Source organism: Paenibacillus sp. 2KB_20 (assembly GCF_052115765.1).
GTDB lineage: Bacteria > Bacillota > Bacilli > Paenibacillales > Paenibacillaceae > Paenibacillus_AQ.
This window is the reverse complement of record NZ_JBFRHH010000003.1, coordinates 156,312-179,173: the sequence shown is the minus strand read 5'-3', so window position 1 is coordinate 179,173 and position 22,862 is coordinate 156,312. Positions and strand designations below refer to the sequence as shown.

Annotated in this window: 27 protein-coding genes; all 27 read left to right on the top strand. The window is 49.6% G+C overall.

Annotated features, from left to right (window positions below):
* The first annotated feature begins 26 nt into the window (after nt 1–26).
* Nucleotides 27–1,097, top strand: a complete 1,071-nt coding sequence (locus AB4124_RS10190; RefSeq protein WP_441972697.1) for a M24 family metallopeptidase — start codon at nt 27–29, stop codon at nt 1,095–1,097.
* Nucleotides 1,098–1,188: 91 nt separating this feature from the next.
* Complete coding sequence (efp, locus tag AB4124_RS10185; RefSeq protein ID WP_076320870.1) at nt 1,189–1,746, top strand: elongation factor P; 558 nt, start codon at nt 1,189–1,191, stop codon at nt 1,744–1,746.
* A 241-nt stretch (nt 1,747–1,987) separates the two neighbouring features.
* Entirely contained in the window at nt 1,988–3,241 is a 1,254-nt protein-coding gene (locus AB4124_RS10180; protein WP_441972695.1) for an aspartate kinase, read from the top strand.
* Nucleotides 3,242–3,442: 201 nt separating this feature from the next.
* Nucleotides 3,443–3,709: a YqhV family protein gene (locus AB4124_RS10175; RefSeq protein ID WP_076320872.1), complete on the top strand. Its 267-nt coding sequence runs from the start codon at nt 3,443–3,445 to the stop codon at nt 3,707–3,709.
* 98 nt (nt 3,710–3,807) lie between these two features.
* Nucleotides 3,808–4,806, top strand: coding sequence for a stage III sporulation protein AA (gene spoIIIAA, locus AB4124_RS10170; protein WP_441972692.1), 999 nt, complete (start codon nt 3,808–3,810; stop codon nt 4,804–4,806).
* A complete protein-coding gene (spoIIIAB, locus tag AB4124_RS10165; protein ID WP_076320874.1) occupies nt 4,799–5,317 on the top strand; it encodes a stage III sporulation protein SpoIIIAB in 519 nt (172 codons plus the stop codon). Before spoIIIAA ends, spoIIIAB begins: the two co-directional genes overlap by 8 nt.
* 16 nt (nt 5,318–5,333) lie before the next feature.
* Nucleotides 5,334–5,537 (top strand): stage III sporulation protein AC, encoded by a 204-nt coding sequence (gene spoIIIAC, locus AB4124_RS10160; RefSeq protein WP_007129715.1) that lies wholly within the window; start codon nt 5,334–5,336, stop codon nt 5,535–5,537.
* A gap of 10 nt (nt 5,538–5,547) precedes the next feature.
* Nucleotides 5,548–5,937, top strand: coding sequence for a stage III sporulation protein AD (spoIIIAD, locus tag AB4124_RS10155; RefSeq protein ID WP_071223846.1), 390 nt, complete (start codon nt 5,548–5,550; stop codon nt 5,935–5,937).
* A 72-nt stretch (nt 5,938–6,009) separates the two neighbouring features.
* On the top strand, nt 6,010–7,161 hold the full coding sequence (gene spoIIIAE / locus AB4124_RS10150; protein ID WP_372238780.1) for a stage III sporulation protein AE: 1,152 nt from the start codon (nt 6,010–6,012) through the stop codon (nt 7,159–7,161).
* Between the two features lie 41 nt (nt 7,162–7,202).
* Nucleotides 7,203–7,925, top strand: coding sequence for a stage III sporulation protein AF (gene spoIIIAF / locus AB4124_RS10145; protein WP_379415044.1), 723 nt, complete (start codon nt 7,203–7,205; stop codon nt 7,923–7,925).
* A gap of 14 nt (nt 7,926–7,939) precedes the next feature.
* Nucleotides 7,940–8,584, top strand: a complete 645-nt coding sequence (gene spoIIIAG, locus AB4124_RS10140) for a stage III sporulation protein AG (protein WP_179090583.1) — start codon at nt 7,940–7,942, stop codon at nt 8,582–8,584.
* 65 nt (nt 8,585–8,649) lie between these two features.
* Nucleotides 8,650–9,522, top strand: a complete 873-nt coding sequence (locus AB4124_RS10135; protein WP_076320878.1) for a SpoIIIAH-like family protein — start codon at nt 8,650–8,652, stop codon at nt 9,520–9,522.
* A gap of 169 nt (nt 9,523–9,691) precedes the next feature.
* Nucleotides 9,692–10,195: an acetyl-CoA carboxylase biotin carboxyl carrier protein gene (accB, locus tag AB4124_RS10130; protein WP_076320879.1), complete on the top strand. Its 504-nt coding sequence runs from the start codon at nt 9,692–9,694 to the stop codon at nt 10,193–10,195.
* A gap of 54 nt (nt 10,196–10,249) precedes the next feature.
* Nucleotides 10,250–11,593, top strand: coding sequence for an acetyl-CoA carboxylase biotin carboxylase subunit (gene accC, locus AB4124_RS10125; protein WP_076320880.1), 1,344 nt, complete (start codon nt 10,250–10,252; stop codon nt 11,591–11,593).
* A 118-nt stretch (nt 11,594–11,711) separates the two neighbouring features.
* Nucleotides 11,712–12,125 carry an Asp23/Gls24 family envelope stress response protein gene (locus tag AB4124_RS10120; RefSeq protein ID WP_009591235.1) on the top strand — a complete coding sequence of 138 codons (414 nt, stop codon included), beginning with the start codon at nt 11,712–11,714 and terminating at the stop codon, nt 12,123–12,125.
* A gap of 72 nt (nt 12,126–12,197) precedes the next feature.
* Complete coding sequence (gene amaP / locus AB4124_RS10115; protein WP_076320881.1) at nt 12,198–12,737, top strand: alkaline shock response membrane anchor protein AmaP; 540 nt, start codon at nt 12,198–12,200, stop codon at nt 12,735–12,737.
* 15 nt (nt 12,738–12,752) lie between these two features.
* Nucleotides 12,753–12,986, top strand: a complete 234-nt coding sequence (locus tag AB4124_RS10110) for a DUF2273 domain-containing protein (RefSeq protein ID WP_076320882.1) — start codon at nt 12,753–12,755, stop codon at nt 12,984–12,986.
* 176 nt (nt 12,987–13,162) lie between these two features.
* Nucleotides 13,163–13,621, top strand: a complete 459-nt coding sequence (gene nusB, locus AB4124_RS10105; RefSeq protein WP_076320883.1) for a transcription antitermination factor NusB — start codon at nt 13,163–13,165, stop codon at nt 13,619–13,621.
* A gap of 61 nt (nt 13,622–13,682) precedes the next feature.
* Nucleotides 13,683–14,543, top strand: coding sequence for a bifunctional methylenetetrahydrofolate dehydrogenase/methenyltetrahydrofolate cyclohydrolase FolD (gene folD / locus AB4124_RS10100; RefSeq protein ID WP_076320884.1), 861 nt, complete (start codon nt 13,683–13,685; stop codon nt 14,541–14,543).
* A gap of 1 nt (nt 14,544) precedes the next feature.
* Complete coding sequence (gene xseA, locus AB4124_RS10095; RefSeq protein ID WP_441972687.1) at nt 14,545–15,915, top strand: exodeoxyribonuclease VII large subunit; 1,371 nt, start codon at nt 14,545–14,547, stop codon at nt 15,913–15,915.
* Nucleotides 15,905–16,165, top strand: a complete 261-nt coding sequence (gene xseB / locus AB4124_RS10090) for an exodeoxyribonuclease VII small subunit (protein ID WP_076320886.1) — start codon at nt 15,905–15,907, stop codon at nt 16,163–16,165. The genes xseA and xseB overlap by 11 nt, the downstream gene beginning before the upstream one ends.
* A gap of 22 nt (nt 16,166–16,187) precedes the next feature.
* A complete protein-coding gene (locus tag AB4124_RS10085; RefSeq protein ID WP_441973033.1) occupies nt 16,188–17,063 on the top strand; it encodes a polyprenyl synthetase family protein in 876 nt (291 codons plus the stop codon).
* Nucleotides 17,064–17,172: 109 nt separating this feature from the next.
* Complete coding sequence (dxs, locus tag AB4124_RS10080) at nt 17,173–19,083, top strand: 1-deoxy-D-xylulose-5-phosphate synthase (protein WP_441972685.1); 1,911 nt, start codon at nt 17,173–17,175, stop codon at nt 19,081–19,083.
* 20 nt (nt 19,084–19,103) lie between these two features.
* Entirely contained in the window at nt 19,104–19,976 is an 873-nt protein-coding gene (locus tag AB4124_RS10075) for a TlyA family RNA methyltransferase (protein ID WP_441972683.1), read from the top strand.
* Between the two features lie 68 nt (nt 19,977–20,044).
* Nucleotides 20,045–20,536 (top strand): hypothetical protein, encoded by a 492-nt coding sequence (locus AB4124_RS10070; RefSeq protein ID WP_076320890.1) that lies wholly within the window; start codon nt 20,045–20,047, stop codon nt 20,534–20,536.
* A gap of 17 nt (nt 20,537–20,553) precedes the next feature.
* Nucleotides 20,554–21,003: a transcriptional regulator AhrC/ArgR gene (ahrC, locus tag AB4124_RS10065; RefSeq protein ID WP_076320891.1), complete on the top strand. Its 450-nt coding sequence runs from the start codon at nt 20,554–20,556 to the stop codon at nt 21,001–21,003.
* Nucleotides 21,004–21,054: 51 nt separating this feature from the next.
* On the top strand, nt 21,055–22,794 hold the full coding sequence (recN, locus tag AB4124_RS10060; RefSeq protein WP_441972680.1) for a DNA repair protein RecN: 1,740 nt from the start codon (nt 21,055–21,057) through the stop codon (nt 22,792–22,794).
* The last annotated feature ends 68 nt before the right edge of the window (nt 22,795–22,862 follow it).

Genomic DNA, 22,862 nt, shown 5'->3' with positions numbered 1-22,862 from the left:
GGAAATGGGTGAGAGGAGAGGTTAGAATGAGTAACAAACGAGTGGTTAAACTGCGCGAGAAACTTCAAGGCAAAGGCGTAACGGCTATGCTGGTTGCAAGCCCGATCAACCGCAGATATTTGACAGGCTTTACCGGGTCTGCCGGCTATGTGCTGATCACACGGGATAATGCCTATCTCTTGACGGATTTCCGCTATATGACTCAAGCTCCACAGCAAGCCGTCGGGTTTCAAGTGGTTGAGCATGGACCGAAAGTTATGGAGACGGTCAAGGATTTGCTATCTTCCGAGGGGATTACATCGCTTGGATTTGAACAGGACCATGTTACATACGGCGTATTTTCCACCTATTCGGAACAGCTCGCGCCAATTAGCCTGGTACCGGTTTCGGGTCTTGTAGAGGATCTGCGGATATTCAAGGATCAGGAAGAATTGAGCATTATGCAGCGGGCTGCCGATTTGGCTGATCAAACGTTCAGCCATGTGCTGACCATTCTGGCTGCCGGTAAAACGGAGCGGGAAATCGATCTGGAGATGGAAATGTTCATGCGCAAGCATGGCGCCACAGCGTCTTCCTTTGATACGATTGTCGCTTCCGGTGAGCGTTCAGCTCTTCCGCACGGCGTTGCCAGCGAGCGTGTCATTCAAGGGAACGAATTCGTTACGTTTGATTTCGGTGCGCTGCTTGACGGTTACTGCTCTGATCTCACAAGAACCGTTGCGCTCGGAAGTCCTGATCCTAAACTGAAGGAGATTTATGATATCGTGCTGGAAGCACAGCTTCATGCACTGGATCATATTAAACCTGGTATGACAGGACGCGAGGCAGACGCCTTAACTCGTGATATTATAACCCGTTATGGATACGGGGAATATTTTGGCCACAGCACGGGGCATGGATTGGGTATGGAGGTTCATGAATCTCCGAGACTGTCCAAGCTGAGTGATGATGTACTGAAGCCGGGTATGGTGGTAACGGTGGAGCCGGGCATTTACTTGCCTGGGCTTGGCGGTGTCCGAATTGAAGATGATATCGTCATTACGGAATCGGGTATTCATATACTAACAAGCTCGTCCAAAGACTACACTGTGCTATAAAAGGCTGTTCAAAAAGATAGCTTTTTGAATTTGTACTTTAGGAAAATGATGTACTATATTAATTAGACCGCATCCTTAGGAGGGAATCTTAGTGATTTCAGTTAACGATTTTAAAACAGGTTTGACCGTAGAAGTAGATGGCGATATATTCACCGTTTTGGATTTTCAGCACGTAAAGCCCGGTAAAGGTGCAGCTTTCGTACGTTCCAAATTGAAAAACCTTCGCAACGGCAACACCGTAGAGAAGACGTTCCGTGCAGGTGAAACGATTGGCCGCGCGATCATCGACAATCGTGGTGTACAGTATCTTTACGCCAGCGGTCAAGAGCATGTATTCATGGATAACGAAACTTACGATCAGTTCAGCTTGACTAGCGAGCAGCTGGAATGGGAACTGAACTTTCTGAGAGAGAACATGAATGTAAACATCATCAGCTACCAAGGGGAAATCCTCGGGATCAACCTGCCTAACAGCGTGGAGCTGAAAGTTGTTGAAACCGAGCCGGGAATCAAAGGCAACACGGCTACGGGCGCAACGAAGAGTGCGAAAGTGGAAACAGGCCTGAATGTACAAGTTCCGCTGTTCATTAATGAAGACGATGTGCTTCTGATCGATACACGCGAAGGTAAATACATCTCCCGTGCATAGCAGGCTTTAAACGGGACCCTTCAACGATTGACGGGGTGCCAATATCTTCTAAACAACGAGACTCCTGTACGTATGTACGGGAGTCTTTTTTGTGATGGGCGAAAGCCGATGCGGTAAGCCCGAGTTCTTTTTGCCTTGAAAAGCCTTGACGGGATGACTTACTTTCGTATTATACTGTTTTAAAGTGAGAAACCACCTGAATGCTGTTACATACTGATATTAGTGGGGAGTGAAAGAAGCATTGTCACTGTACGTCATGAAATTCGGAGGCAGCTCTGTAGGGGATACAGAACGTATGAAGCGTGTTGCCAGAAGAATTGTTGAGAAACAAGATGAAGGTCATCAATGTGTAGTCGTGGTGTCAGCTATGGGGGATACGACAGACGATTTGATTGACCAGGCAAAGCTGTTGAACGAGAATCCGCCCGCGCGGGAAATGGATATGCTGATGACCACGGGAGAGCAAATATCCATATCGCTGCTATCCATGGCCATTCACGGTCTCGGACGCAAGGCAAAGTCTTTTACCGGCTGGCAGGCGGGGTTCCGAACGGAAGCGGTCCATGGCAAAGCCCGCATTACGGATATTATGCCAGAGCGCGTGTTTAAAGCGCTTGACGAAGGGAATGTCGTCATTGTAGCGGGATTCCAGGGAATGTCTGAGGATGGAGAGATTACAACGTTTGGACGCGGGGGATCAGATACCACGGCGGTTGCTCTAGCGGCTGCCATCCAAGCGGATGTATGCGAAATATATACAGATGTGGACGGAATTTACTCCACGGATCCGCGGGTAGTTAAATGTGCGCGGAAGTTGAAGGAGATTTCCTATGACGAGATGCTGGAGTTAGCCAATCTTGGAGCAGCTGTTCTTCACCCGCGTGCGGTTGAGTATGCGAAGCATAATCAAGTCAAGCTTGTCGTCAGATCCAGCTTTAATCATAACGAGGGTACGGTTGTTAAGGAGGAAACAAGCATGGAACAAGGTGTGGTTGTCAGCGGAATTGCATTTGACAAGAATGTGGTAAGAATTAGTATTCTGGGCGTTTCCGATACGCCAGGCGTTTTGGCTCAAGTGTTCGGAGAACTTGCAAAAGAAGCGATTGATGTTGATATTATCGTACAGAGCGGTGTGCAAAACGGCGAAGCAGACTTTTCCTTTACCGTTTCCTTGGCCGATCGGGAGCGTGCGTTGTCAGTTATTGAACAAATCCGGAGCAAAACTCCGTATCGTGACGTTACCTCGGAAGACCATCTGGTGAAAGTATCGATTGTTGGCGCTGGCATGGTCAGTTACCCGGGTGTGGCCGCGCAAATGTTTGATGTAATCTCCCGGCAGGGGGTCAGCATCAAAATGGTCAGCACGTCCGAAATCAAAGTATCCTGCGTCATTGAAGGAACCAATCTGGAAGGTGTCGTACAGGCGCTTCATACCGCGTACGGATTGGATACGGATCAGCAGGCTTCCGTTGGCGGACCGCAGGTTCGTCGATAACCTGTTTTTATGTAATCATTTTCTGCAATCATATCGATATTAAATAGAGTAATCCCGGTCCATAGCGGCCGGGGTTTTTTGCGTTGTCCGAAAGATTCAAAGTTCGCTTCTATGAAATTGAAAAAATAGAGATAAAACGAGAGTACCTCGCATATTTTTAAACATCACACATGTGAACAAGGAATAAGGAGGATATATAGCATGCTGGACAAGTTTGTCGCTAGTATGGCCACGCTTCGTTTTTTCTCTGGCAGTCTCGAGATTGTGGCGGCCATCATCATGCTGCGTCTGAACCAAGTTGATAAAGCGCTGGCTGTGAATTCGGCCCTGGCTTTCATGGGCCCGCTGGTACTGATTCTGACAACAACGATTGGCCTTGTGGGAATGGCAGATAAATTGTCGTGGGGGAAGATCGGCTGGATTTTGTGCGGCGTCTCCTGTCTCTTATACGGCGTTCTAAAAAAATGATAGATTCGCTGCATATTTTTCAGGTACAAGCATACACATGGGATATGAAGTTCTCTTATTAGAAGATGATCAAAAAGGACAACCTGGGGGAAATTGATATGACATTGAATTGGTTAGACCTGTTTCCCGAAACCGTAAAACGAATGCTGCTGAGCCTGTCGAATGAGCTTCTCAATCATGTAGAGGAGGTACGTATCCGGGAGGAACGTCCGCTGGAAATTAATTCGGCGGGCAAGCATCATTTTCTGGACTGGCGGGGCGGGCTTACACTGCGGCCTGATGAAGCGTATAAGCCGACGCGTGAAGATACCCATCGGTTGCTGGATCTAATCAGTAACCATTCCCTCTACACCATGGAAGAGGAATTGCGAAAAGGGTTTATCACGATACCTGGGGGGCATCGGGTCGGGCTCACCGGCCGGACGGTGCTCAGCGGGGGTAAGGTTGAACACATTCGGGATATTAGTGGATTTAATGTCCGGATTGCCAAGGAGGTTCAGGGAGCGGCGGATGACATCATCCCGCATTTACTTGACCGGAAACGGAAAAGGGTGATGCACTCGCTGATCTTATCCCCGCCTCAGCAGGGCAAAACAACGCTGCTCAGGGATCTAGCGAGGCAGATCAGTTACGGCAAATGGGGGAATTCGGCCGTGCATTGGCCGGGAATGAAGGTAGGCATCATCGACGAACGTTCTGAAATCGCCGGTTGTTTGCGCGGAGTCCCTGGATTCGACGTAGGTCCGCGTACGGATGTGCTGGATGGTTGTCCGAAAGCTGAAGGGATGATGATGATGATCCGTTCAATGTCCCCGGATGTGCTGATTGTGGACGAGATCGGACGGCCTGAGGATGCGGAAGCTGTCATTGAAGCCTTGCATGCTGGAATTAGCGTGATTGCAACGGCACATGGCTCATCCATACAAGATATGCGGGGACGACCGGCACTCGCCGGTCTTTTGGAGAACCGAATGTTTGAAATGTATGCCGTTCTCAGTAGAACAAGCGACCAAAGATCATACAAGCTGTATGACGGAGGTCAGCGAACGCTTCAGACGGCTGCAGTCGGTCCGCCGGGCGGTGATGCCTATGCTTAAATTGGTCGGGGCTGTGCTTGTGCTGGGAGCCGGAACTTTAGCCGGATTTTTTCAGGCCCAGCAATTCGCAGCAAGACCCAGGCAGCTGCGAGAACTTATTCTCGCGCTTCAACGGTTGGAAACGGAGATCAGCTACGGTTTGACGCCGCTACCCGATGCGCTGGAGCGAATTGGCGATTCCCTTCGTGAACCGCTCAGATCCTTATTTGCCTCAGCCGCGCTTTACATGAGACCCGATTATGGGTTATCCGCACAGGACAGCATCCGCAAGGCACTGGGCGAATACTGGAAGCGAACATCAATGAAAAGTGCCGAGCGTGAGGTGTTGGAGCAGCTAAGCGGCGTTCTTGGCACCAGTGACAGGCAGGACCAGATCAAACATATCGCTCTGGCCGTGGGACAGCTCAAGCATGAAGAAGCAGCGGCAAGGGATGACCAGGTCAAATATGAAAAGATGAGCAAAAGTCTGGGACTGCTCATTGGAGCATTGATCGTCATTTTGATCTTTTAGCGAGGTGCCAAGGGAAATGAACATTGAAGTGAACGCCATCTTCCAGATTGCCGGTATCGGGATCATCATTGCCATGATTCATACCGTCCTGAAACAGATGGGGAAAGAGGATATGGCACATTGGGTAACCCTGATCGGGTTTGTGGTTGTGCTGTTTATGGTAGTCAGATTGCTCGACGATTTGCTTAAGGAAATCAAAAGTATTTTTCTATTCCAGTAGGTGGACTTATATGGAAATTATCCAGGTGGTAGGACTGGGCATCATCGCTACCGTACTGATCTTGGTTGTCAAGGAACAGAAGCCGCTCTTTGCCTTTCTTCTGGCAGTGGCAACCTCACTTCTCATCTTCCTGTTCCTGATCGGGAAGATTGGAAATGTCTTATCCATGCTGGAAGATTTGGCGGAGAACTCCGGTGTCCAGATCATTTATCTGAAGACCGTTCTGAAAATCATCGGTATTGCCTATATTGCGGAGATGGGGGCCCAGATCGTACGAGATGCCGGACAGGAATCGATCGCATCCAAAATAGAACTGGCGGGAAAAGTGCTCATATTGGTGCTCGCTGTACCGATTATCGGGATCATCATCGAGACGGTCCTGAAGCTCCTCCCGGCTTGAAAAAGGTGGGGGGACATGGTTACAGGAGTTATACTTCGAAATGGCTTGGCTGTGTTTCGTCTACTGATCCTGATGTTGTTTATGTCCGGATTGTTCTGCGGAACAATAAGTGCGACCGCCGCGGCAAATCCGGCCGATGAGTGGGTAGAGCAGCAGACGCAGCAGCTGCCGACAGACCAGGTCGAGAAATACTGGGACCGGCTCATGAAGGATTACGGCGGTTTCTTCCCGGATGGAAAGACGCCGTCCCTGATGGATATGCTGCTGCCGGGCGGCGATGGTCTTAGCTTCAAAGGGGTTATGTCCGGAATCGGAAAGTATTTGTGGCACGAGGTGCTTTATAACGGCAAGCTGCTGGCGACCATTGTGATGCTGAGCATCATGAGTCTGATCCTTGAGAATCTGCAGACGGCCTTCGAAAAAAGCACCGTGAGTCGGGTTGCCTATACCATCTGTTACATGGTTGTCCTGGTCATTGCCGTTAACAGCTTCAGCATCGCGATTGGATATGCCCGGGACGCCATTACCCAAATGATCGATTTCATGATGGCGATGCTTCCCTTGCTCTTTGCACTGATGGCTTCGATGGGCAATGTCGTGACTGTCTCGGTGGCTCATCCGCTAGTCATCTTCATGGTACATACGGTAGGTACGCTGATCAGCACGATTGTGTTCCCGCTTCTGTTCTTCTCGGCTCTGCTGCATCTGGTGAGTTCGCTATCCGAAAAGTACAAGCTGACCCAGCTGGGCAACCTGCTGCGAGGAGTTTCAATGGGCGTTCTGGGCGTGCTGCTTACCGTGTTTCTGGGGGTTATCTCCGTCCAAGGACTTACCAGCTCGGTTACGGACGGTGTGACGATCCGGGCAGCCAAATATGTAACCGGCAATTTCGTTCCGGTAGTCGGCAAGATGTTCGCAGATGCAACGGATACCGTGATCTCGGCCTCATTACTCGTCAAGAATTCCATCGGGCTGGCAGGGGTCATCATTATTTTGTTCCTTTGCGCATTCCCTGCGATCAAGATCTTGACGCTTGCCTTGATATATAACGTCGCAGCGGCCGTCATGCAGCCGCTCGGAGACACCCCGATCGGCACCTGCCTGCAGACGATCGGAAAGACGATGCTGTATGTTTTTACAGCTTTGGCCGCAGTCAGTATGATGTTCTTCCTGGCCATCACGATTCTGCTCACGGCAGGCAACATTACCGTCATGATGAGGTGAGGCAGAATATAGCGGCGGCTAATCTTTAGGAGGAATGACGAATGGACTGGCTTGGAGGTTGGTTGAAAAGCGTCATCATGGTAGTTCTCTTTGCAGCCTTCGTTGATTTGATACTTCCCGGCAAAGCGCTTGAACGATACGCCAGATTAGTCCTGAGCCTGTTGATTCTGCTTACGCTGCTTAGCCCGATTATCACATTGATAACGGATCCCCCTGAGAATCAACTGGCGATGGAGCTGGAGCGGCAGGAGAAAGGTCTGCCGGAGGAGGTTCAACTGGAGCATATTCTGGCACAGGCCGAGAAGCTGAAGGAAACGCAGCAGAGTCAAAGCCTTCAGTGGGCAGGCAACGAATTGGCCCAGGTGATGAAAGAAGAGATTTCGGCAGAAACGGGGGAAGCGGTTCAGGAGGTCAAGGTGGTACTGGCTGCAGTTGCTAGGCAGGACAAGGGATATGCAGGCGCTACGATACGATCTGTTGATGTAAGACTGGTTGGAGGTGAATCGGAGAATGCAGAGGTAGAGAACAGCGATGATAAGCAACCCATCGGCATAGAACCTGTGGATTCCGTTCAGGTGAATGTTGAATCCATGCAATCGGAACGGGATGGGAAGGCTGCGGCGAAAGCGAATGCAGAAGCAGTGAGCAAGGCCGAGGAAGCAAGAGCAGAGCCGGTTCGGAAATACATTAGCCGTCGGTGGGATTTGGAGCCGGATCTGATTACGATCTATATGCCAGGGCAGGAGCAGGATAAAAAGCTGTAGCGGAGGTGAGTATGATGGGAAATTGGTTGAAGCGGTTGGAACAATGGCTGGGCGGAGGTGCTGGCGGAGCAAGAAAAATGCAAACCTTCAGGTGGTTGATCATTCTGGGTCTGATCGGCGTTGCGATTATGCTGTTCAACTCCTTCGTCAATGTGAAGAAGCTGGATCATGAGAATATCGGTCGCGAGCCGCCGCCGGAGACGGCTGCGGTCTCAACGACCCAAGGCGGGACTTCAACCAGCGGTGGGGGTGAGTTTGAAAGTATCGAGCAGGATTTTGAAATGCGCACTAAAACCATGCTGGAACAGATTGTTGGGGTTGGGTCCGTCGATGTCATGGTGACTGTGGAATCTACAGAGGAATTGGTCGTCCAGCGTGACATGAAAGATACACAGGAACTGACGGAGGAAACCGATGCTAACGGAGGTAAGCGCCATGTCACAAGTTATCAGCGTGATGGCCAGATTGTAACTTATGAATCTTCCGGAGAAGAAACGCCGATCGTCACCAAGAAGATCAAACCTCAAGTCCGGGGGGTGCTCGTAGTAGCCAAGGGAGCCGAGAATGATGTTGTTAAGAGCTTGATCGTGGATGCGATCCAGCGAGGCCTCAATGTCCCGTCTTATCGTATATCCGTTGTCCCGCGTAAACAGGAATAACCGCAGCCTCTCGAATGATCCGATCATTCGTGCCAAGGTTTTCATTCAAAGGAGGAAACGTTCAAATGAATAACAAAAGACAAACCATATGGTTAGTATCCATGCTCAGTTTGATGGTCATCCTGTCAGCCTACTACTTATTCACCGACGATTCGGGAACGAAAGCGCCGCCGGTTGCCGAGAGCACGCAAGTGGACGGTCAGAAGCCAGGTGCCGGACAAGAAGCAAACGGAACCGCAGGCACTGGCGACGAGCTGGTTGTGAACGAAGTGCTTGAAGAAGGTACTGACGGTGATTCCGGTGCCAATGAGCAAGGAACTGCAACAGGCGATACAGGTGCGGCCGGTACAGAAGACTCTGCAGAAGCAACACAGGGTGAACAAGGGGATCAAGGAAAAGCAAGTGGCGAAGCCGGTAAAACGGAAGAGCCGGAAGTGAAGGAATCCCAAGAGGGTGCCGAGAATTCCAAAGACGCTAGCAGCACAGACAAAGAGGGCGCCAAGGACTCCAAAGACACAAGCAGCACCAGCAACGGTAAGAAATCGGATGAAGAAGTACTGGAGCAAGTGGCTGCCAATGCAACATCTGCAGCAGCCCAGTTGGAGTCCTATAAATTGGACCGCTCACAAAAAAATATGAAATTATACGATGAGTTAATGACAAAGATCGACAATCATGAAAACAAGCCGGAGCAAACAGCTCAAGCTACCGAGCAGCTGAAATCGGCCGAAGCGAGAGAAGAAGTGATTCTCAGCATCGAAGAAGCCCTTCAGCAGCAATACGGAAACGCCGTTGTGAAGGAAGAGAGCGAGAAGTATAATGTGGTCGTACTGAGTGAGAAACTCGATGCCAAAGGTGCAGCCGGCATCGTGAGTCTTGTGATGAAGGAACTGAAGGTTTCGCCGGATAAAGTAACCGTTCAATATGTTGCGCCATAAGCTTGTCCGCAGATTTCAACATAAATCACGGATATATTATAAAACCGAAAGAGTCTAAGGATTGCCTTGGGCTCTTTCTATTTCGCTCGATTGTGATATAATACTCTAAGCTATTGACTGACTGTCCTAAGCAAGGGCTTCCAAGAAAGTGAAGGAGTGAACGTCGATAATGTTTAAATTAAACGAAATCAAGGAACTTATTAAGCTGGTGGATCAAACATCCGTGCATGAGCTGGAAATTGAGAGCGAAGGTACACGCTTATCCATTAAGAAACCCAATGCAGCCGAGGTGGTTAACAACTATCAGGCAGCGCCGCAAGCGTTCCTACCGGCACAGCAAGTGATGGCACCACAAATCGTACAGCCGAATACGGGGAATCAAGCACCTGCAGCTGCACCACAGCAGGATTCCGTGGAGGATGGCAACAGCTCATTACATAAAATCGTATCACCGATGGTAGGAACTTTCTATCGTTCCCCATCGCCTGAGGCTGGGCCATTTGTCAGCCCCGGGGACAAGGTGACTGATAAATCAACGGTCTGCATCATTGAGGCCATGAAGCTGATGAATGAACTGGAAGCAGAGATCAAAGGCGAAATCGTAGAGGTTCTCGCACAGAACGGTCAACTTGTAGAATTCGGGCAGCCTCTGTTTCTGGTGAAACCGGAGTAATATGGAGGGACTCGCCAAGAACGAGAGTCGCAAGAGTCCGAAGGAGGTTACTGCATGACATTTCAAAAAGTGCTAATCGCGAACCGGGGAGAGATTGCCGTTCGTATCATCCGGGCTTGCCGGGAACTTGGCATCGCAACGGTGGCCGTATATTCGGAGCCGGACCGGGAATCCCTGCATGTTCGCTTGGCGGATGAGGCCTATTGCATCGGCCCTACGTTATCGAAAGACAGCTATTTGAATTTTACCAATATCATGAGCGTTGCTACACTGACCGAGTGTGACGCCATTCATCCCGGGTATGGCTTTTTGGCCGAGAACGCGGATTTCGCGGAAATTTGTGAATCCTGCAACATTACCTTTATCGGTCCTTCCGCTGACGCGATCAACCGTATGGGAGATAAGGCTGTTGCGAAGCAGACGATGAGGGATGCAGGTGTTCCGGTTATTCCGGGATCCGACGGATTGGTCGAGGATTTAAATGAGGCCGTTATGCTTGCCCGGGATATCGGATATCCCGTCATTATCAAGGCTACTGCAGGTGGCGGAGGTAAAGGAATTCGGATCGCCGAGGATGAAGAATCGCTGGTTAAACAGATTACAAACGCACAGCAGGAAGCCCAGAAGGCCTTCGGCAATGCAGGCGTCTATCTGGAAAAATATTTGACTGGCATGAAGCATGTAGAGATTCAAATTATCGCCGACAAACATGGCAACGCCGTGCATCTCGGGGAGCGTGACTGTTCTGTGCAGCGCCGGAGACAAAAGCTTGTTGAGGAAGCTCCTTGTCCGGTGCTAAGTGAAGAGGTACGCAGCCGGATGGGCGAAGCCGCCGTTCGGGCCGCAAAGGCCGTTAACTATTCCGGTGCAGGTACGCTTGAATTTTTGCTCGGCCAGGACGGTCAGTTCTACTTCATGGAGATGAACACGCGGATTCAGGTGGAGCATCCGGTTACCGAGATGGTGACCGGGGTTGATCTGATTCAGGAAATGATCTCCGTTGCCGAGGGCAACACGCTTTCTTTCACGCAAGAGGAAGTAGTTATTAATGGCTGGTCCATCGAATGTCGGATTAATGCCGAGAATCCGGACAAGAACTTTATGCCTGCGCCTGGAACCATTCAGTTCTATTTGCCTCCAGGAGGTCCTGGCGTGCGGGTAGACAGTGCGGCATATCCCGGTTATACCATTTCGCCTTATTATGATTCGATGATTGCCAAGCTGATTGTATGGGCGCCGACCCGCGATGAAGCCATCGCGAAGATGAGGCGCGCACTGGCTGAATTCGAGATTGAAGGGATCTATTCAACCATCCCGTTCCACCAGAAATTGCTCAAGCATCCTACCTTCTTGAAGGGTGACTTCGATATCAAATTTTTGGAAGAAAATGAGATTTGAAACCTTTGGCCAAGTTTGTCATAAACTTGGCCAAATGGTATAGTATGAGTAATAAGAGCGCATGCCTTAAGCAGTTGGGGTGCATCCGCTAACTTATTCCGAAAGGTGTGTTGAGACAATGGCGGAAACTTTGCCTACAGAATTTGAACGTACAGATATTGGTGAAATTCAGATCGCTCCGGAAGTTATTGAAGTCATCGCTGGACTTGCTACGGTAGAAGTACGTGGGGTTGCAGGGATGAGCGGAGGCTTTGCAGGCGGCATTGCCGAGCTGCTCGGACGTAAGAATTTATCCAAGGGTGTTAAAGTGGAAGTTGGACAACGGGAAGCTGCTGTTGACGTATCCGTTATCGTGGAGTATGGTCATCGTCTTCCTGAAGTAGCCGGAGAAATCCAGCGCAACGTGAAACGTTCGATTGAGAATATGACAGGGCTTACGGTCATTGAAGTCAATGTACATATTCATGATGTCCATTTCATGAAATCCGTAGAGAAGACGGAAGAATTGGATCTGGCTCAACGCGTGAAATAAGAATACTTTCAGGCTAGCCCTGGGCAGCGATGTCGAGGGTTTAATCTAATTTTAAGGAGGCTGTGCTAAATCGTGGCCAAATTAATGGACAGACTTTTGCTGTTTATCTACAGCTTAAGTATCGGTGTTATATCCGTAGTTGCCATCCTCCTGTTGAGTGGCGCTGTTCCGTATGAATTAACAAGCGTTCAGGAACAACGCCTTTTCTGGGCTGGAATTATCGTAGCTGCGGTTTTGTTTTTGCTGAGCATCCGTTTCTTCTACATCTCCGTAAGGCGCGATCGCTCGAACCTGAATTCCATCGATCAGCGCACGGAGTTTGGTGACATTCAAATCTCTGTGGAGACGATCGAGAATCTCTGTCTCAAGGCGGCTTCTCGCGTCCGTGGAGTCAAGGATTTGAAATCCCGGATCAAGGTATCCCAATCGGGTCTTGATATTGCGATACGCGCCGTGGTCGATGGTGAGGAATCGATTCCTACACTGACAACGGAAGTACAGAAGCAGGTGCACGACTTTGTTGAAGATACAACAGGAATACCCGTGTCATCCGTATCCGTATATATTGCTAACGTGGTTCAGGCACCAAGCTTCAAGAGCCGCGTGGAATAGAGGTGAGCTTCCCCAATGCCTTGGAAAGAAATATGGGAGAGTCACAGAGGAAGAATTGCCGGGGTGACCGGCGGGCTTGTGTGCGGACTGATTTACTTATTATCCGGTTTTTGGGATATGCTGTTCTTTGCATTAGTGGTATTTATCGGCTATATATTTGGCAAGCGCAAGGATCTGAAGCAGGGCTCCGTATTCCACTTTCAGGAATGGGGACGATGGCTTTCCGAGCGCTGGCGGCCGTTTAAATGAACCCTGTGATATGCTTTCTCCGGAAAAAATGCTGAGGACAGGTGTAGTGCGCCTTTTTTGCGGAGAGAGATATTCACAGGTTTTTTTTTGGCCTTTTAATTGTTGTCAAGTCTTGACGGCAAATGGATCATACTAATTAGAAAAATGGATTCAGCAGGGTCCACAGGAGGAACAAAATGAAAAGACGTGTAGTAAGAGAGATTGTCGTTCAAAGCCTTTACCAGATGGAGATGAACGAAGTCGACAGTGTGGAAGCCGTGTCGATGCTGCTCTCGGAAGCGGCCGAAGAAAATGAGACCGAGCGGGTCATCGGCGACGAAGTTCAAGTGAAGGAGTATGTGCTGCAATTGGTCAATGGAACCTGGGAATCCAAGGATTCAATTGATGAACTGCTCGCTCATTATTTAAAAGGCTGGCAGGTAAGCCGTCTTTCCCGTGTGGATCGTCAAATCCTGCGTTTGGCTGTATATGAACTGACATCCCGTGAAGATGTGCCTGGCAAGGTAGCTGTTAATGAAGCGATTGAGTTGTCCAAGCATTTCGGAACCGAGGAGTCAGGGAAATTCGTCAACGGCGTACTGGGCCGGATGATTCAGGAGCTGGATCAAGTCAAGGCGAAGCTGCGTCAGTCTTAATCTGTACGCTTAAGCTAAGCTTGAAACGATATCATTCCATCATATTGGAGGAGAGATTAGGATGACAGCAGCAACGATAATTAGCGGAAAACAGATTTCTGAAGAAATTCGCAAGGGGATTGCGTTAGAAGTAGAACAATTGTCCAAGCAGAATGTACGTCCTGGTTTGGCTGTTGTACTTGTAGGGGATGATCCGGCTTCGCATGTTTACGTTCGCAACAAGGAGAAAGCATGTCAGGATCTGGGTTTTTATTCCGAGGTGCATCGTCTTTCCGCGGAATCCAGCCAGGAAGAAGTGCTGGCGCTCGTGGACAAGCTCAACGCCCAGGAATCCATTCACGGAATTTTGGTCCAGCTCCCTTTGCCTAAGCACATCCATGAGAAGGCCGTCATTGATGCGATAGCAGTGGAAAAGGACGTTGACGGTTTCCATCCGGTTAATGTGGGTAACCTCGTGATAGGCGACGACAGTCTGCTGCCGTGCACACCTGCCGGCGTGATTGAAATGATCAAGCGGACAGGCATTGAGATTGCAGGCAAGCATGCTGTTGTAATCGGGAGATCCAATATCGTTGGCAAACCGGTATCCCTTCTCCTCCAGCGCGAGAACGCCACCGTTACGATGTGTCACTCCAGAACGGGGAATATGGCTGAAATCGCTCGTCAAGCGGATATCCTGGTTGTTGCGATCGGCAGAGCGAATATGATTGATGCCAGTTACGTGAAGCCAGGCGCGGTCGTGATCGATGTCGGCATGAACCGTTTGGAGAACGGAAAGCTTGCCGGGGACGTTGACTTTGAGAGCGTGAAGGAAGTGTCAGGTCCGATTACTCCGGTTCCCGGAGGGGTGGGACCCATGACCATTACGATGCTCATGCAGAATACCTTGATAGCCGCCAAAAGGCTGAATGGGTTGAACTGATATGAAGTCGGCAGATCCAGGACGAGTATTATCCGTTAAAGATTTAAACCGTTATATCCGCATGAAAATGGAAGGCGACTCCAGGCTCTCCGACGTATGGATCCGCGGTGAAATTTCGAATTTCACCCATCATTCCAGCGGACATATGTACTTTACCTTAAAGGATGAAGGCAGCCGGATTCGTGCGATCATGTTTGCGACTCATAACCAGAGGCTCCCTTTTATACCGAAGGAAGGCTCTCGCGTTATTGCCAGGGGTAATGTGTCGGTATATGAACGGGATGGTCAGTACCAATTCTATGCGGTTCAAATGCAGCCTGACGGGATCGGCAGTTTGTACCTTGCTTATGAACAGCTGAAGTCGAAGCTTGAGGAAGAGGGTTTGTTTGCAGCCGAGCGCAAGCGGCCTTTGCCGCGTTATCCTAAGACGATTGGTGTTATTACCTCGCCGACGGGTGCCGCTGTTCGGGATATTATGATTACGATCCGGAGACGGTACCCTCAGGCAAGAGCGATATTGTATCCGGTGCTGGTTCAAGGCAAAGGGGCTGCTCCTTCAATCGTGAAGGCTATTCGAACGATGAATGACATGGCTGAGGCCGATGTGCTCATCGTTGGGCGCGGCGGCGGATCACTCGAAGAACTGTGGGCATTTAATGAGGAGAACGTTGCAAGAGCTATTTATCAATCCAATATTCCTGTTATTTCCGCCGTTGGACACGAAACCGATTTTACGATCGCTGATTTTGTAGCGGATTTACGAGCCGCTACGCCAACGGCCGCCGCGGAACTCGCGGTACCGAGCAGTGCGGAACTGAGGGGACAGCTTGTACAAAGACAGCGCCAGCTAAACCAGGGACTTCAGCAGCGTCTTAAGCGAAGTCGTGACCGTTTAGTTTCGCTCCAGCGTTCCCCGGTTCTGGTTCATCCTCGCCGGTATATGCTGCAGCATGCCGAACGGTTGGACATGCTGTCCCAGCGGCTGCAGGGCAACCTGAAATCCCAGTTGTCCCTGGTCCGCCAACGGCAAAAATCACTGCATCAGGGATTAATCAGGTATAATCCGCGAACCCAAGCGGAGTTCGCGGCGAGAAGAAAAGATCAGGTGAGCCGGCAGTTAATGAACGCGATGCAGTCGATCATGAAATCCAAGATGTCGCAGCTGCAAACCGAAATGCGGCATCTCGATGCGCTCAGTCCGCTGAAAATTATGTCCAGAGGATATAGTCTCGTGTATGACGAGCAAGAGCAAAAGCTTGTCAAATCCATCGAAGATGTTCAGTTAGGCGATTTGGTTAACGTGAGGGTCAGCGATGGACAACTGCAGTGTCAAGTGTGGGGAATGAAGGAGGATGAAGAGAATGGCGAATGAAACATTGGAGATCAGTTTTGAAGAAGCGATGGCTCAGCTCGAGACGATTGTAGAGCAATTGGAAGATGGAGACGTGCCGCTGGAAAAAGCCATCGATTTGTTTCAACAGGGCATGAAGCTGTCGCAGATGTGCAGCAAAAAGCTGGAGCAGGTGGAGCAAAAAATCGAAATGATCGTAGAAGAAGGCGGAGAACTGAAGCGTAAGCCTTTTGGTGGATCGCTTGATGAGACAGGTGAACTAGGTGAATAACAGACTTCCGATTCATCAATATATGAATGATATTTGGGACAGACTGGATAGCGAGCTTACCAATCTTTTTCCGCCGGGTTGGAAAGTTCCTGAAACCCTTCGCCAGTCCATGTCGTATTCTTTAATGGCAGGCGGAAAGCGAATGCGTCCGCTGCTTGTCATTGCTGCATGCGAGGCGGGAGGCGGCAACCGTGACGCAGCCCTTCCGGTCGCTTGCGCCGTTGAGATGGTTCATACATATTCCCTTATACATGATGATCTGCCAGCGATGGATGATGATGATTATCGCCGCGGCAAGCCAACAAATCATAAGGTTTTTGGCGAAGCAAGCGCTATTTTGGCTGGTGATGCCTTGCTGACACATGCTTTTTACAGCGTAATCCAGGCTTCCAGAAAGCATGGAATTCCGGCTGAGCGTGTGCTGTCGATTGTGGAGGATCTTGCAGAGTATGCAGGTCCGCGGGGAATGGTAGGCGGGCAGGTTGCCGATATGGAGGGTGAACAAGGGATAACGACGCTAGAGCAGCTTGAGTATATCCACCTGCACAAGACGAGTGATCTGATCATGTTCTCGCTGATGGCAGGCGGGCATCTTGCCGGGTGTTCGGAGTCCCAAATTGAATCCTTGCGAACCTTTGGGCATCATATCGGCCTAGCTTTTCAGATTCAAGATGATATCCTGGATCTGGTCGGGGATGAGTCCAAGCTTGGGAAGCCGGTGCAAAGCGATGTGAAACAGGAAAAAGTAACGTATCCGTACTTCATCGGTTTGGACGCATCCAGGGGTGAAGTTGAACGCCTGACAGCAGAAGCGAAGCGGGTCATTTCCGAAGGGAATTTCAATGATCCCTCCAGATTGCTGGAGATTGCCGATTTTTTGATGGCGCGGGACCACTAAGCACGCTTTACATGCAAACGGTTTTTTTGTGATATAATGTCTGTTAATGGCTGAATTCATATCAGCTAAAGAAACGTAAACTTAATCAAGGAAAGCGGGGAGATTCTTCGTGCTTCTTCCAAATATCAAGCATCCCGAACAACTTAAACATCTATCGGTGGACGAACTCGAGGATTTAGCAGGACAAATCCGTCATTTTCTAATCGAAAAGCTGTCCGTTACCGGTGGCCATCTTGCACCGAATCTGGGAGTGGTTGAACTCACGCTGGCCTTGCACTATTGCTTTGACAGCCCTCGTGACAAGATGATTTTTGACGTGGGCCATCAAGCCTATGTACACAAGATCTTGACCGGACGGATGGATAAATTTGATACGCTCCGAAAATACAAAGGCTTGTGCGGCTTCGTAAAGCGTTCCGAAAGCGAGCATGATGTCTGGGAAGCCGGACACAGCAGCACCTCGCTGTCTGCTGCAATGGGTATGGCGATGGCGCGTGATCTGAAAGGTGACAACAACCGGGTTATTGCCATGATCGGTGACGGTGCCCTTACCGGCGGCATGGCGTTTGAAGCGCTCAACCATATTGGCCACGAGCAGAAAAAGCTGATGGTCATCCTGAATGACAATGAAATGTCGATTGCACCGAATGTGGGTGCCATGCACAATTACCTAAGCAAGATCCGTTCCGATCGTTATTATCTTCGTGCCAAGGACGAAGTGGAAATGCTCCTGAAGAAAATTCCTGCCATCGGCGGCAAACTCGCGAAGACGGCAGAAAAGATGAAGGACAGCCTCAAATATATGATGGTTCCCGGTGTTTTATTCGAGGAGCTTGGATTTACCTATCTGGGTCCTGTGGACGGACATGATCTGAGTAAACTGATCGATACGTTAAAGCAGGCCGACAATGTGGACGGACCCGTTCTGATTCATGCCGTAACAACCAAAGGCAAAGGATACCGGCCCGCGGAATCGGATTCTCATAAATGGCATGGTGTTTCTACTCCTTACAAGATCGAATCTGGTCAAATGCTTAAAACTGTGGGCAATCCAATGTACACGGAAGTGTTCGGACAGACTCTGGTTGAGCTAGGGGAACAGGACAAACGAATCGTGGCCGTTACGCCAGCGATGCCGGGCGGTTCCGGTTTGATCCCGTTCAGCAAGAAATTCCCTGACCGTATGATCGATGTAGGGATTGCCGAGCAACACGCTGCAACATTGTGCGCAGCATTGGCAATGGAAGGCATGAAGCCTGTATTTGCGGTGTATTCCACGTTTATGCAGCGTGCGTACGACCAAATCGTGCATGATATTTGCCGTCATAACGCCAACGTGATGTTTGCGATTGACCGTGCCGGCTTTGTTGGTGCAGATGGCGAGACTCATCAAGGGGTATACGACGTAGCCTTCATGCGTCATATCCCCAATATCGTCATTATGATGCCAAAAGACGAGAACGAGCTTCGTCATATGATGAAAACAGCACTCGATTATAATGAGGGACCTATCGCATACCGTTACCCTCGGAACAATGTGCGCGGCGTTCCAATGGACACCGAACTGGTACCGATTCCTATCGGAACTTGGGAAGTCGTGCGTCCTGGCGAAGGATACGCCATTCTGGCAGCGGGTCCTATGGTTCAATTGGCTGAAGAAGCGGCGGAGCAGCTCAAACGGGAAGGAATTACGGTACAAGTCGTAAACGCCCGTTTCCTTAAACCGCTGGATGGAGGTATGCTGCGGAATCTGGCCGAGACGGGGACGTCCATGCTGGTTCTGGAGGAAGCTTCGCAAGCGGGTAGTATGGGCAGCGCGGTTTTAGAGTTTTTTGCGGAGCAGGGAATCCATGATGCGGTTGTATCTTTAATGGGGATCGAAGACCGGTTTATCGAGCATGGAAGCATACCGCAGCAGCGTGAAGAAGTAGGGCTGACATTGGATTCGGTTTGTCAGGAGATCCGGAGCTTGAAGAATGCTCGGACAGCCGTACTTGGCAAGAGAAGTTTTATGTCTTAGTAAACCATCGGGAGTATAATATGGATTCATCTCAGAAAGAACGAATTGATGTCCTGCTCGTGGAGCAGGGATATTATGAGAGTCGCGAAAAAGCCAAAGCCGCGATTATGGCGGGTCTGGTCTATGCCGGAACCGAGCGGATCGAGAAAGCCGGCATGAAAATTCCAAGGACGTCCGAACTGAAAGTCAAAGGCTCGGTTCATCCCTATGTCAGCCGTGGCGGATTAAAGCTTGAGAAGGCGATTCGTTCATTCGATATCGATATGAAGGGGCGTACGATGCTGGATATCGGCTCTTCGACTGGCGGCTTTACGGATTGCGCGCTCCAGCACGGAGCAAGTTATGTGTACGCAATCGACGTCGGTTATAACCAGTTGGATTGGTCGCTTCGTAACGATGAACGCGTTTGTGTCATGGAGCGAACCAATTTTCGCTATATGACGCTGGACGACCTGAATGGCCCTCAGCCGGATTTTGCCAGCATTGACGTTTCGTTTATATCACTTCGCATTATTTTGCCGCCTCTGAAGATGCTCCTGGGTAAACCGGGAGATGTGGCTGCTCTGATCAAACCTCAATTTGAGGCAGGTCGGGAGAAGGTTGGTAAGTCCGGCGTGGTTCGAGATCCGAAGGTTCACAGGGAAGTCCTAACGCAAGTGCTGACTTTTGCAGATGAAATTGGGTTCAAATTAAAGAATCTTACGTTCTCTCCGATTACGGGAGGGGAAGGCAATATAGAATTCCTGGCCCACTGGCGATTAGAGCCGGAGGTTTCTGAAAGCTCGGAAGAACCGACTCAGGGAGATGGACAAGAATCTGTCCATTTGAGTCAATGGATTGATACCGTCGTAACACAAGCGGCTCATACATTCACAGGAAACTCATCGAAATGATGGGTTTCTTTTGCTGAAAAAGAGGAATTGATGTTCTCATCCGCGAATACAAAATTCGAGGTGAGAGGATGAATGAGCGTTATGATTGGTTATTAATGATATTGCTTGGTGTCGTCGTTGCCTTGCTTATCGGTTATAGGCTGAATCGTTGGCTGATGTCGCCATCACCGGATCGACTGCCGGGCATCCCGATTAATGAACACATTCCAGATCACCCAGCCATTGGGATGCTCGAACAAGAAGGATATGACGTGGTTGGGGGTAAAGTAAAAATAAACTTATCGTTTGAAACGGGTCAGAGACCCATTTTGAGTCGGTTGTTTATAGATTACGTTGCATCCGATGACAGTGGCGAGCTGTACATGGTCAAGCTGGCACGGGAACGGATGCCGGTCGATTGGACGGGGGCCGGCATTCGTGATCGGTTGATGCCTTTTTTGCTGCTGTATCCCGAATGTGCCGGTCTGCTCTATATTGATGTAAACGAGAAGTCGATTCACCGTTTAAGCATGGATTGGTCGGACGAAGAATGGATTGGTCAAGATGATTACAACAGTTAATACTCAGGAGGCTCTTTATGAAGGGACAACGCCATATTAAAATCAGGGATATTATTACCCACCAGGATATTGAGACACAGGATGAGCTTGTAGACGCATTGCGTGCGGAAGGTTTTCAGGTTACTCAAGCTACAATTTCACGTGATATCAAAGAACTGCTGCTCATCAAGGTGCCTACGGATGATGGGCGATATAAATACTCTATGCCGACAGATCAGCGTTACAACCCTGTACAGAAGCTCAAAAGAGCGCTTATCGATAATTTTGTTTACATTGACCGTACCGGTAATCTTGTCGTCATGAAGTGCTTGCCTGGAACAGCTAATTCCGTAGCCGTGCTGCTCGATAATATGGAATGGACCCAGATCATGGGGACCATATGCGGCGATGACACGATATTGCTCATTTGCCGAACGGAAGATGACGGAGAACATGTGGTTGCCCAAATTAAAAATTTCATTTCGTAATCAATGTTGTGACTCATTAGCAGTTTTTAAGCAGTAGCGGAGGTGGGAAACATGTTAAACACGCTATCCATTCGGAATCTGGCGGTTGTAGAAAGCGTGGATGTGCATTTTTATCCGGGATTTCACGTTCTGACAGGGGAGACCGGAGCTGGTAAGTCCATCATAATCGATGCGCTGGGATTAATTGCCGGCGGCCGCGGCTCGGCTGAACTAATTCGCTACGGCTGCGACAAAGCAGAGATTGAGGCTTTATTCGAGCTGCCTGCAGGGCATCCCGTATGGAATACGCTGAAGAAGCTGGGTGTTGAAGCGGATCCAGAAGAGCATTTGTTGATACGGAGAGAACTGACAGCTCAAGGAAAAAGCACCTCCCGTATTAACGGCCAGCTGCTGAATTTAAGCATGCTGCGTGAGGTTGGAGAAAAGCTCATAAATATCCATGGTCAGCATGAACATCAAAGCTTGCTCCGTTCAGAGCAGCATATGAGCCTTCTGGATACGTACGGAGATAAGGTCATAGGGCCTGTCAAACGGAAATATCAAGAATTGTACGGGGAATTCAGCAAAGTGGAGCGAGAGCTCAAGGACCTGCAGGAGACCAGCCAGAAGGCGTATCAAATGCTCGATATGTATCGGTTCCAGCTGGAGGAGATTGCAGCGGCGGAGCTAAAATCCGGTGAGGACGAGGAATTGTCCGAGGAAAGAACCAAGCTGTCCCACAGCGAGAAGATGATGGATTCCGTAGCCGGAGCATACGACCTATTGTACGGATCCTCGGGATTGGAATCCGTCAGCCGTGCCCTATCCAAATTGGAGGATGTGTCAGGTTACGATGAGAAGGGTTTAAAGCCGCTTGTTGAGCAGCTGCAATCCGCTTATTATCAGCTGGAGGATGCCGTTTTCCAGCTAAGGGATTACCGCGACAGCATTGAATTTAATCCGGAACGTCTCAACGACATTGAGCTTCGTTTAGATATGATCTCCGGATTGCGCCGAAAATATGGGGATAATGTTGAGCAAATTTTGGAATACTACGTGAGAATTCAGCAGGAAACCGATATGCTGGAGAATAAGGACGAATTTATCCAAGCATTGGAACAGCGTCGTGACGAGTTGTTAAGCGTGCTGTTGGTTAGTGCTAAAGAGCTTAGTATTGCCCGCAAGCAGTGTGCGCAAGATTTAGCACGGCAAGTGGAGGGAGAACTGAAGGATCTGCAAATGGAGCGCACCTCCCTTGAGGTTCGTATGGAACTACAGCTGGATCCTAACGGTTACGAATATGAAGGACATAAAGTAAGGTTGACCAGACAGGGTATGGATACGGCAGAATTCCTCATATCCGCCAATCCGGGTGAGCCTCTGCGTCCGCTTGCCAAAATTGCTTCGGGTGGAGAAATGTCCAGAATTATGCTGGCGATGAAGAGTATATTTGCCCGTCATGATCAAATACCGGTCTTAATCTTTGATGAAGTCGACACAGGTGTCAGTGGAAGGGCTGCCCAATCGATTGCGGAGAAGCTGTTTTTGCTGGCCAAAACCTGTCAGGTGTTCTCCATTACGCATTTGCCGCAGGTTGCATGCATGGCAGATCATCAGTATTTAATCGAGAAGAAGCTGGAAGCCTCCAGAACGATGACGCAAGTAGAAAACCTGAATGAAGAGGGGCGTGTAAAAGAGCTTGCACGGATGCTTGGCGGAGTCGAGATCACCGAAAAAACACTTCATCATGCCCAAGAAATGCTCAATCTGGCGGCAGCGCAAAAGGCTTCCAGAAAGGCTCTGGGTCAATGATTGACAGTAATAAATCCATAAGGGCAGGGTAACTTAAAGGTACGCAATTGGCGACCACCTTTTCGTCA

Excerpts from the sequence above, each read along its gene's own strand:
- AB4124_RS10190 (WP_441972697.1), top strand. The coding sequence starts at position 27 with ATGAGTAACAAACGAGTGGTTAAACTGCGCGAGAAACTTCAAGGCAAA.
- AB4124_RS10175 (WP_076320872.1), top strand. The coding sequence starts at position 3,443 with ATGCTGGACAAGTTTGTCGCTAGTATGGCCACGCTTCGTTTTTTCTCT.
- spoIIIAA (WP_441972692.1), top strand. The coding sequence starts at position 3,808 with ATGACATTGAATTGGTTAGACCTGTTTCCCGAAACCGTAAAACGAATG.
- spoIIIAB (WP_076320874.1), top strand. The coding sequence starts at position 4,799 with ATGCTTAAATTGGTCGGGGCTGTGCTTGTGCTGGGAGCCGGAACTTTA.
- spoIIIAC (WP_007129715.1), top strand. The coding sequence starts at position 5,334 with ATGAACATTGAAGTGAACGCCATCTTCCAGATTGCCGGTATCGGGATC.
- spoIIIAD (WP_071223846.1), top strand. The coding sequence starts at position 5,548 with ATGGAAATTATCCAGGTGGTAGGACTGGGCATCATCGCTACCGTACTG.
- spoIIIAE (WP_372238780.1), top strand. The coding sequence starts at position 6,010 with ATGTTGTTTATGTCCGGATTGTTCTGCGGAACAATAAGTGCGACCGCC.
- spoIIIAF (WP_379415044.1), top strand. The coding sequence starts at position 7,203 with ATGGACTGGCTTGGAGGTTGGTTGAAAAGCGTCATCATGGTAGTTCTC.
- spoIIIAG (WP_179090583.1), top strand. The coding sequence starts at position 7,940 with ATGGGAAATTGGTTGAAGCGGTTGGAACAATGGCTGGGCGGAGGTGCT.
- AB4124_RS10135 (WP_076320878.1), top strand. The coding sequence starts at position 8,650 with ATGAATAACAAAAGACAAACCATATGGTTAGTATCCATGCTCAGTTTG.
- accB (WP_076320879.1), top strand. The coding sequence starts at position 9,692 with ATGTTTAAATTAAACGAAATCAAGGAACTTATTAAGCTGGTGGATCAA.
- accC (WP_076320880.1), top strand. The coding sequence starts at position 10,250 with ATGACATTTCAAAAAGTGCTAATCGCGAACCGGGGAGAGATTGCCGTT.
- AB4124_RS10120 (WP_009591235.1), top strand. The coding sequence starts at position 11,712 with ATGGCGGAAACTTTGCCTACAGAATTTGAACGTACAGATATTGGTGAA.
- AB4124_RS10110 (WP_076320882.1), top strand. The coding sequence starts at position 12,753 with ATGCCTTGGAAAGAAATATGGGAGAGTCACAGAGGAAGAATTGCCGGG.
- nusB (WP_076320883.1), top strand. The coding sequence starts at position 13,163 with ATGAAAAGACGTGTAGTAAGAGAGATTGTCGTTCAAAGCCTTTACCAG.
- folD (WP_076320884.1), top strand. The coding sequence starts at position 13,683 with ATGACAGCAGCAACGATAATTAGCGGAAAACAGATTTCTGAAGAAATT.
- xseA (WP_441972687.1), top strand. The coding sequence starts at position 14,545 with ATGAAGTCGGCAGATCCAGGACGAGTATTATCCGTTAAAGATTTAAAC.
- xseB (WP_076320886.1), top strand. The coding sequence starts at position 15,905 with ATGGCGAATGAAACATTGGAGATCAGTTTTGAAGAAGCGATGGCTCAG.
- AB4124_RS10085 (WP_441973033.1), top strand. The coding sequence starts at position 16,188 with ATGAATGATATTTGGGACAGACTGGATAGCGAGCTTACCAATCTTTTT.
- AB4124_RS10075 (WP_441972683.1), top strand. The coding sequence starts at position 19,104 with ATGGATTCATCTCAGAAAGAACGAATTGATGTCCTGCTCGTGGAGCAG.
- AB4124_RS10070 (WP_076320890.1), top strand. The coding sequence starts at position 20,045 with ATGAATGAGCGTTATGATTGGTTATTAATGATATTGCTTGGTGTCGTC.
- ahrC (WP_076320891.1), top strand. The coding sequence starts at position 20,554 with ATGAAGGGACAACGCCATATTAAAATCAGGGATATTATTACCCACCAG.
- recN (WP_441972680.1), top strand. The coding sequence starts at position 21,055 with ATGTTAAACACGCTATCCATTCGGAATCTGGCGGTTGTAGAAAGCGTG.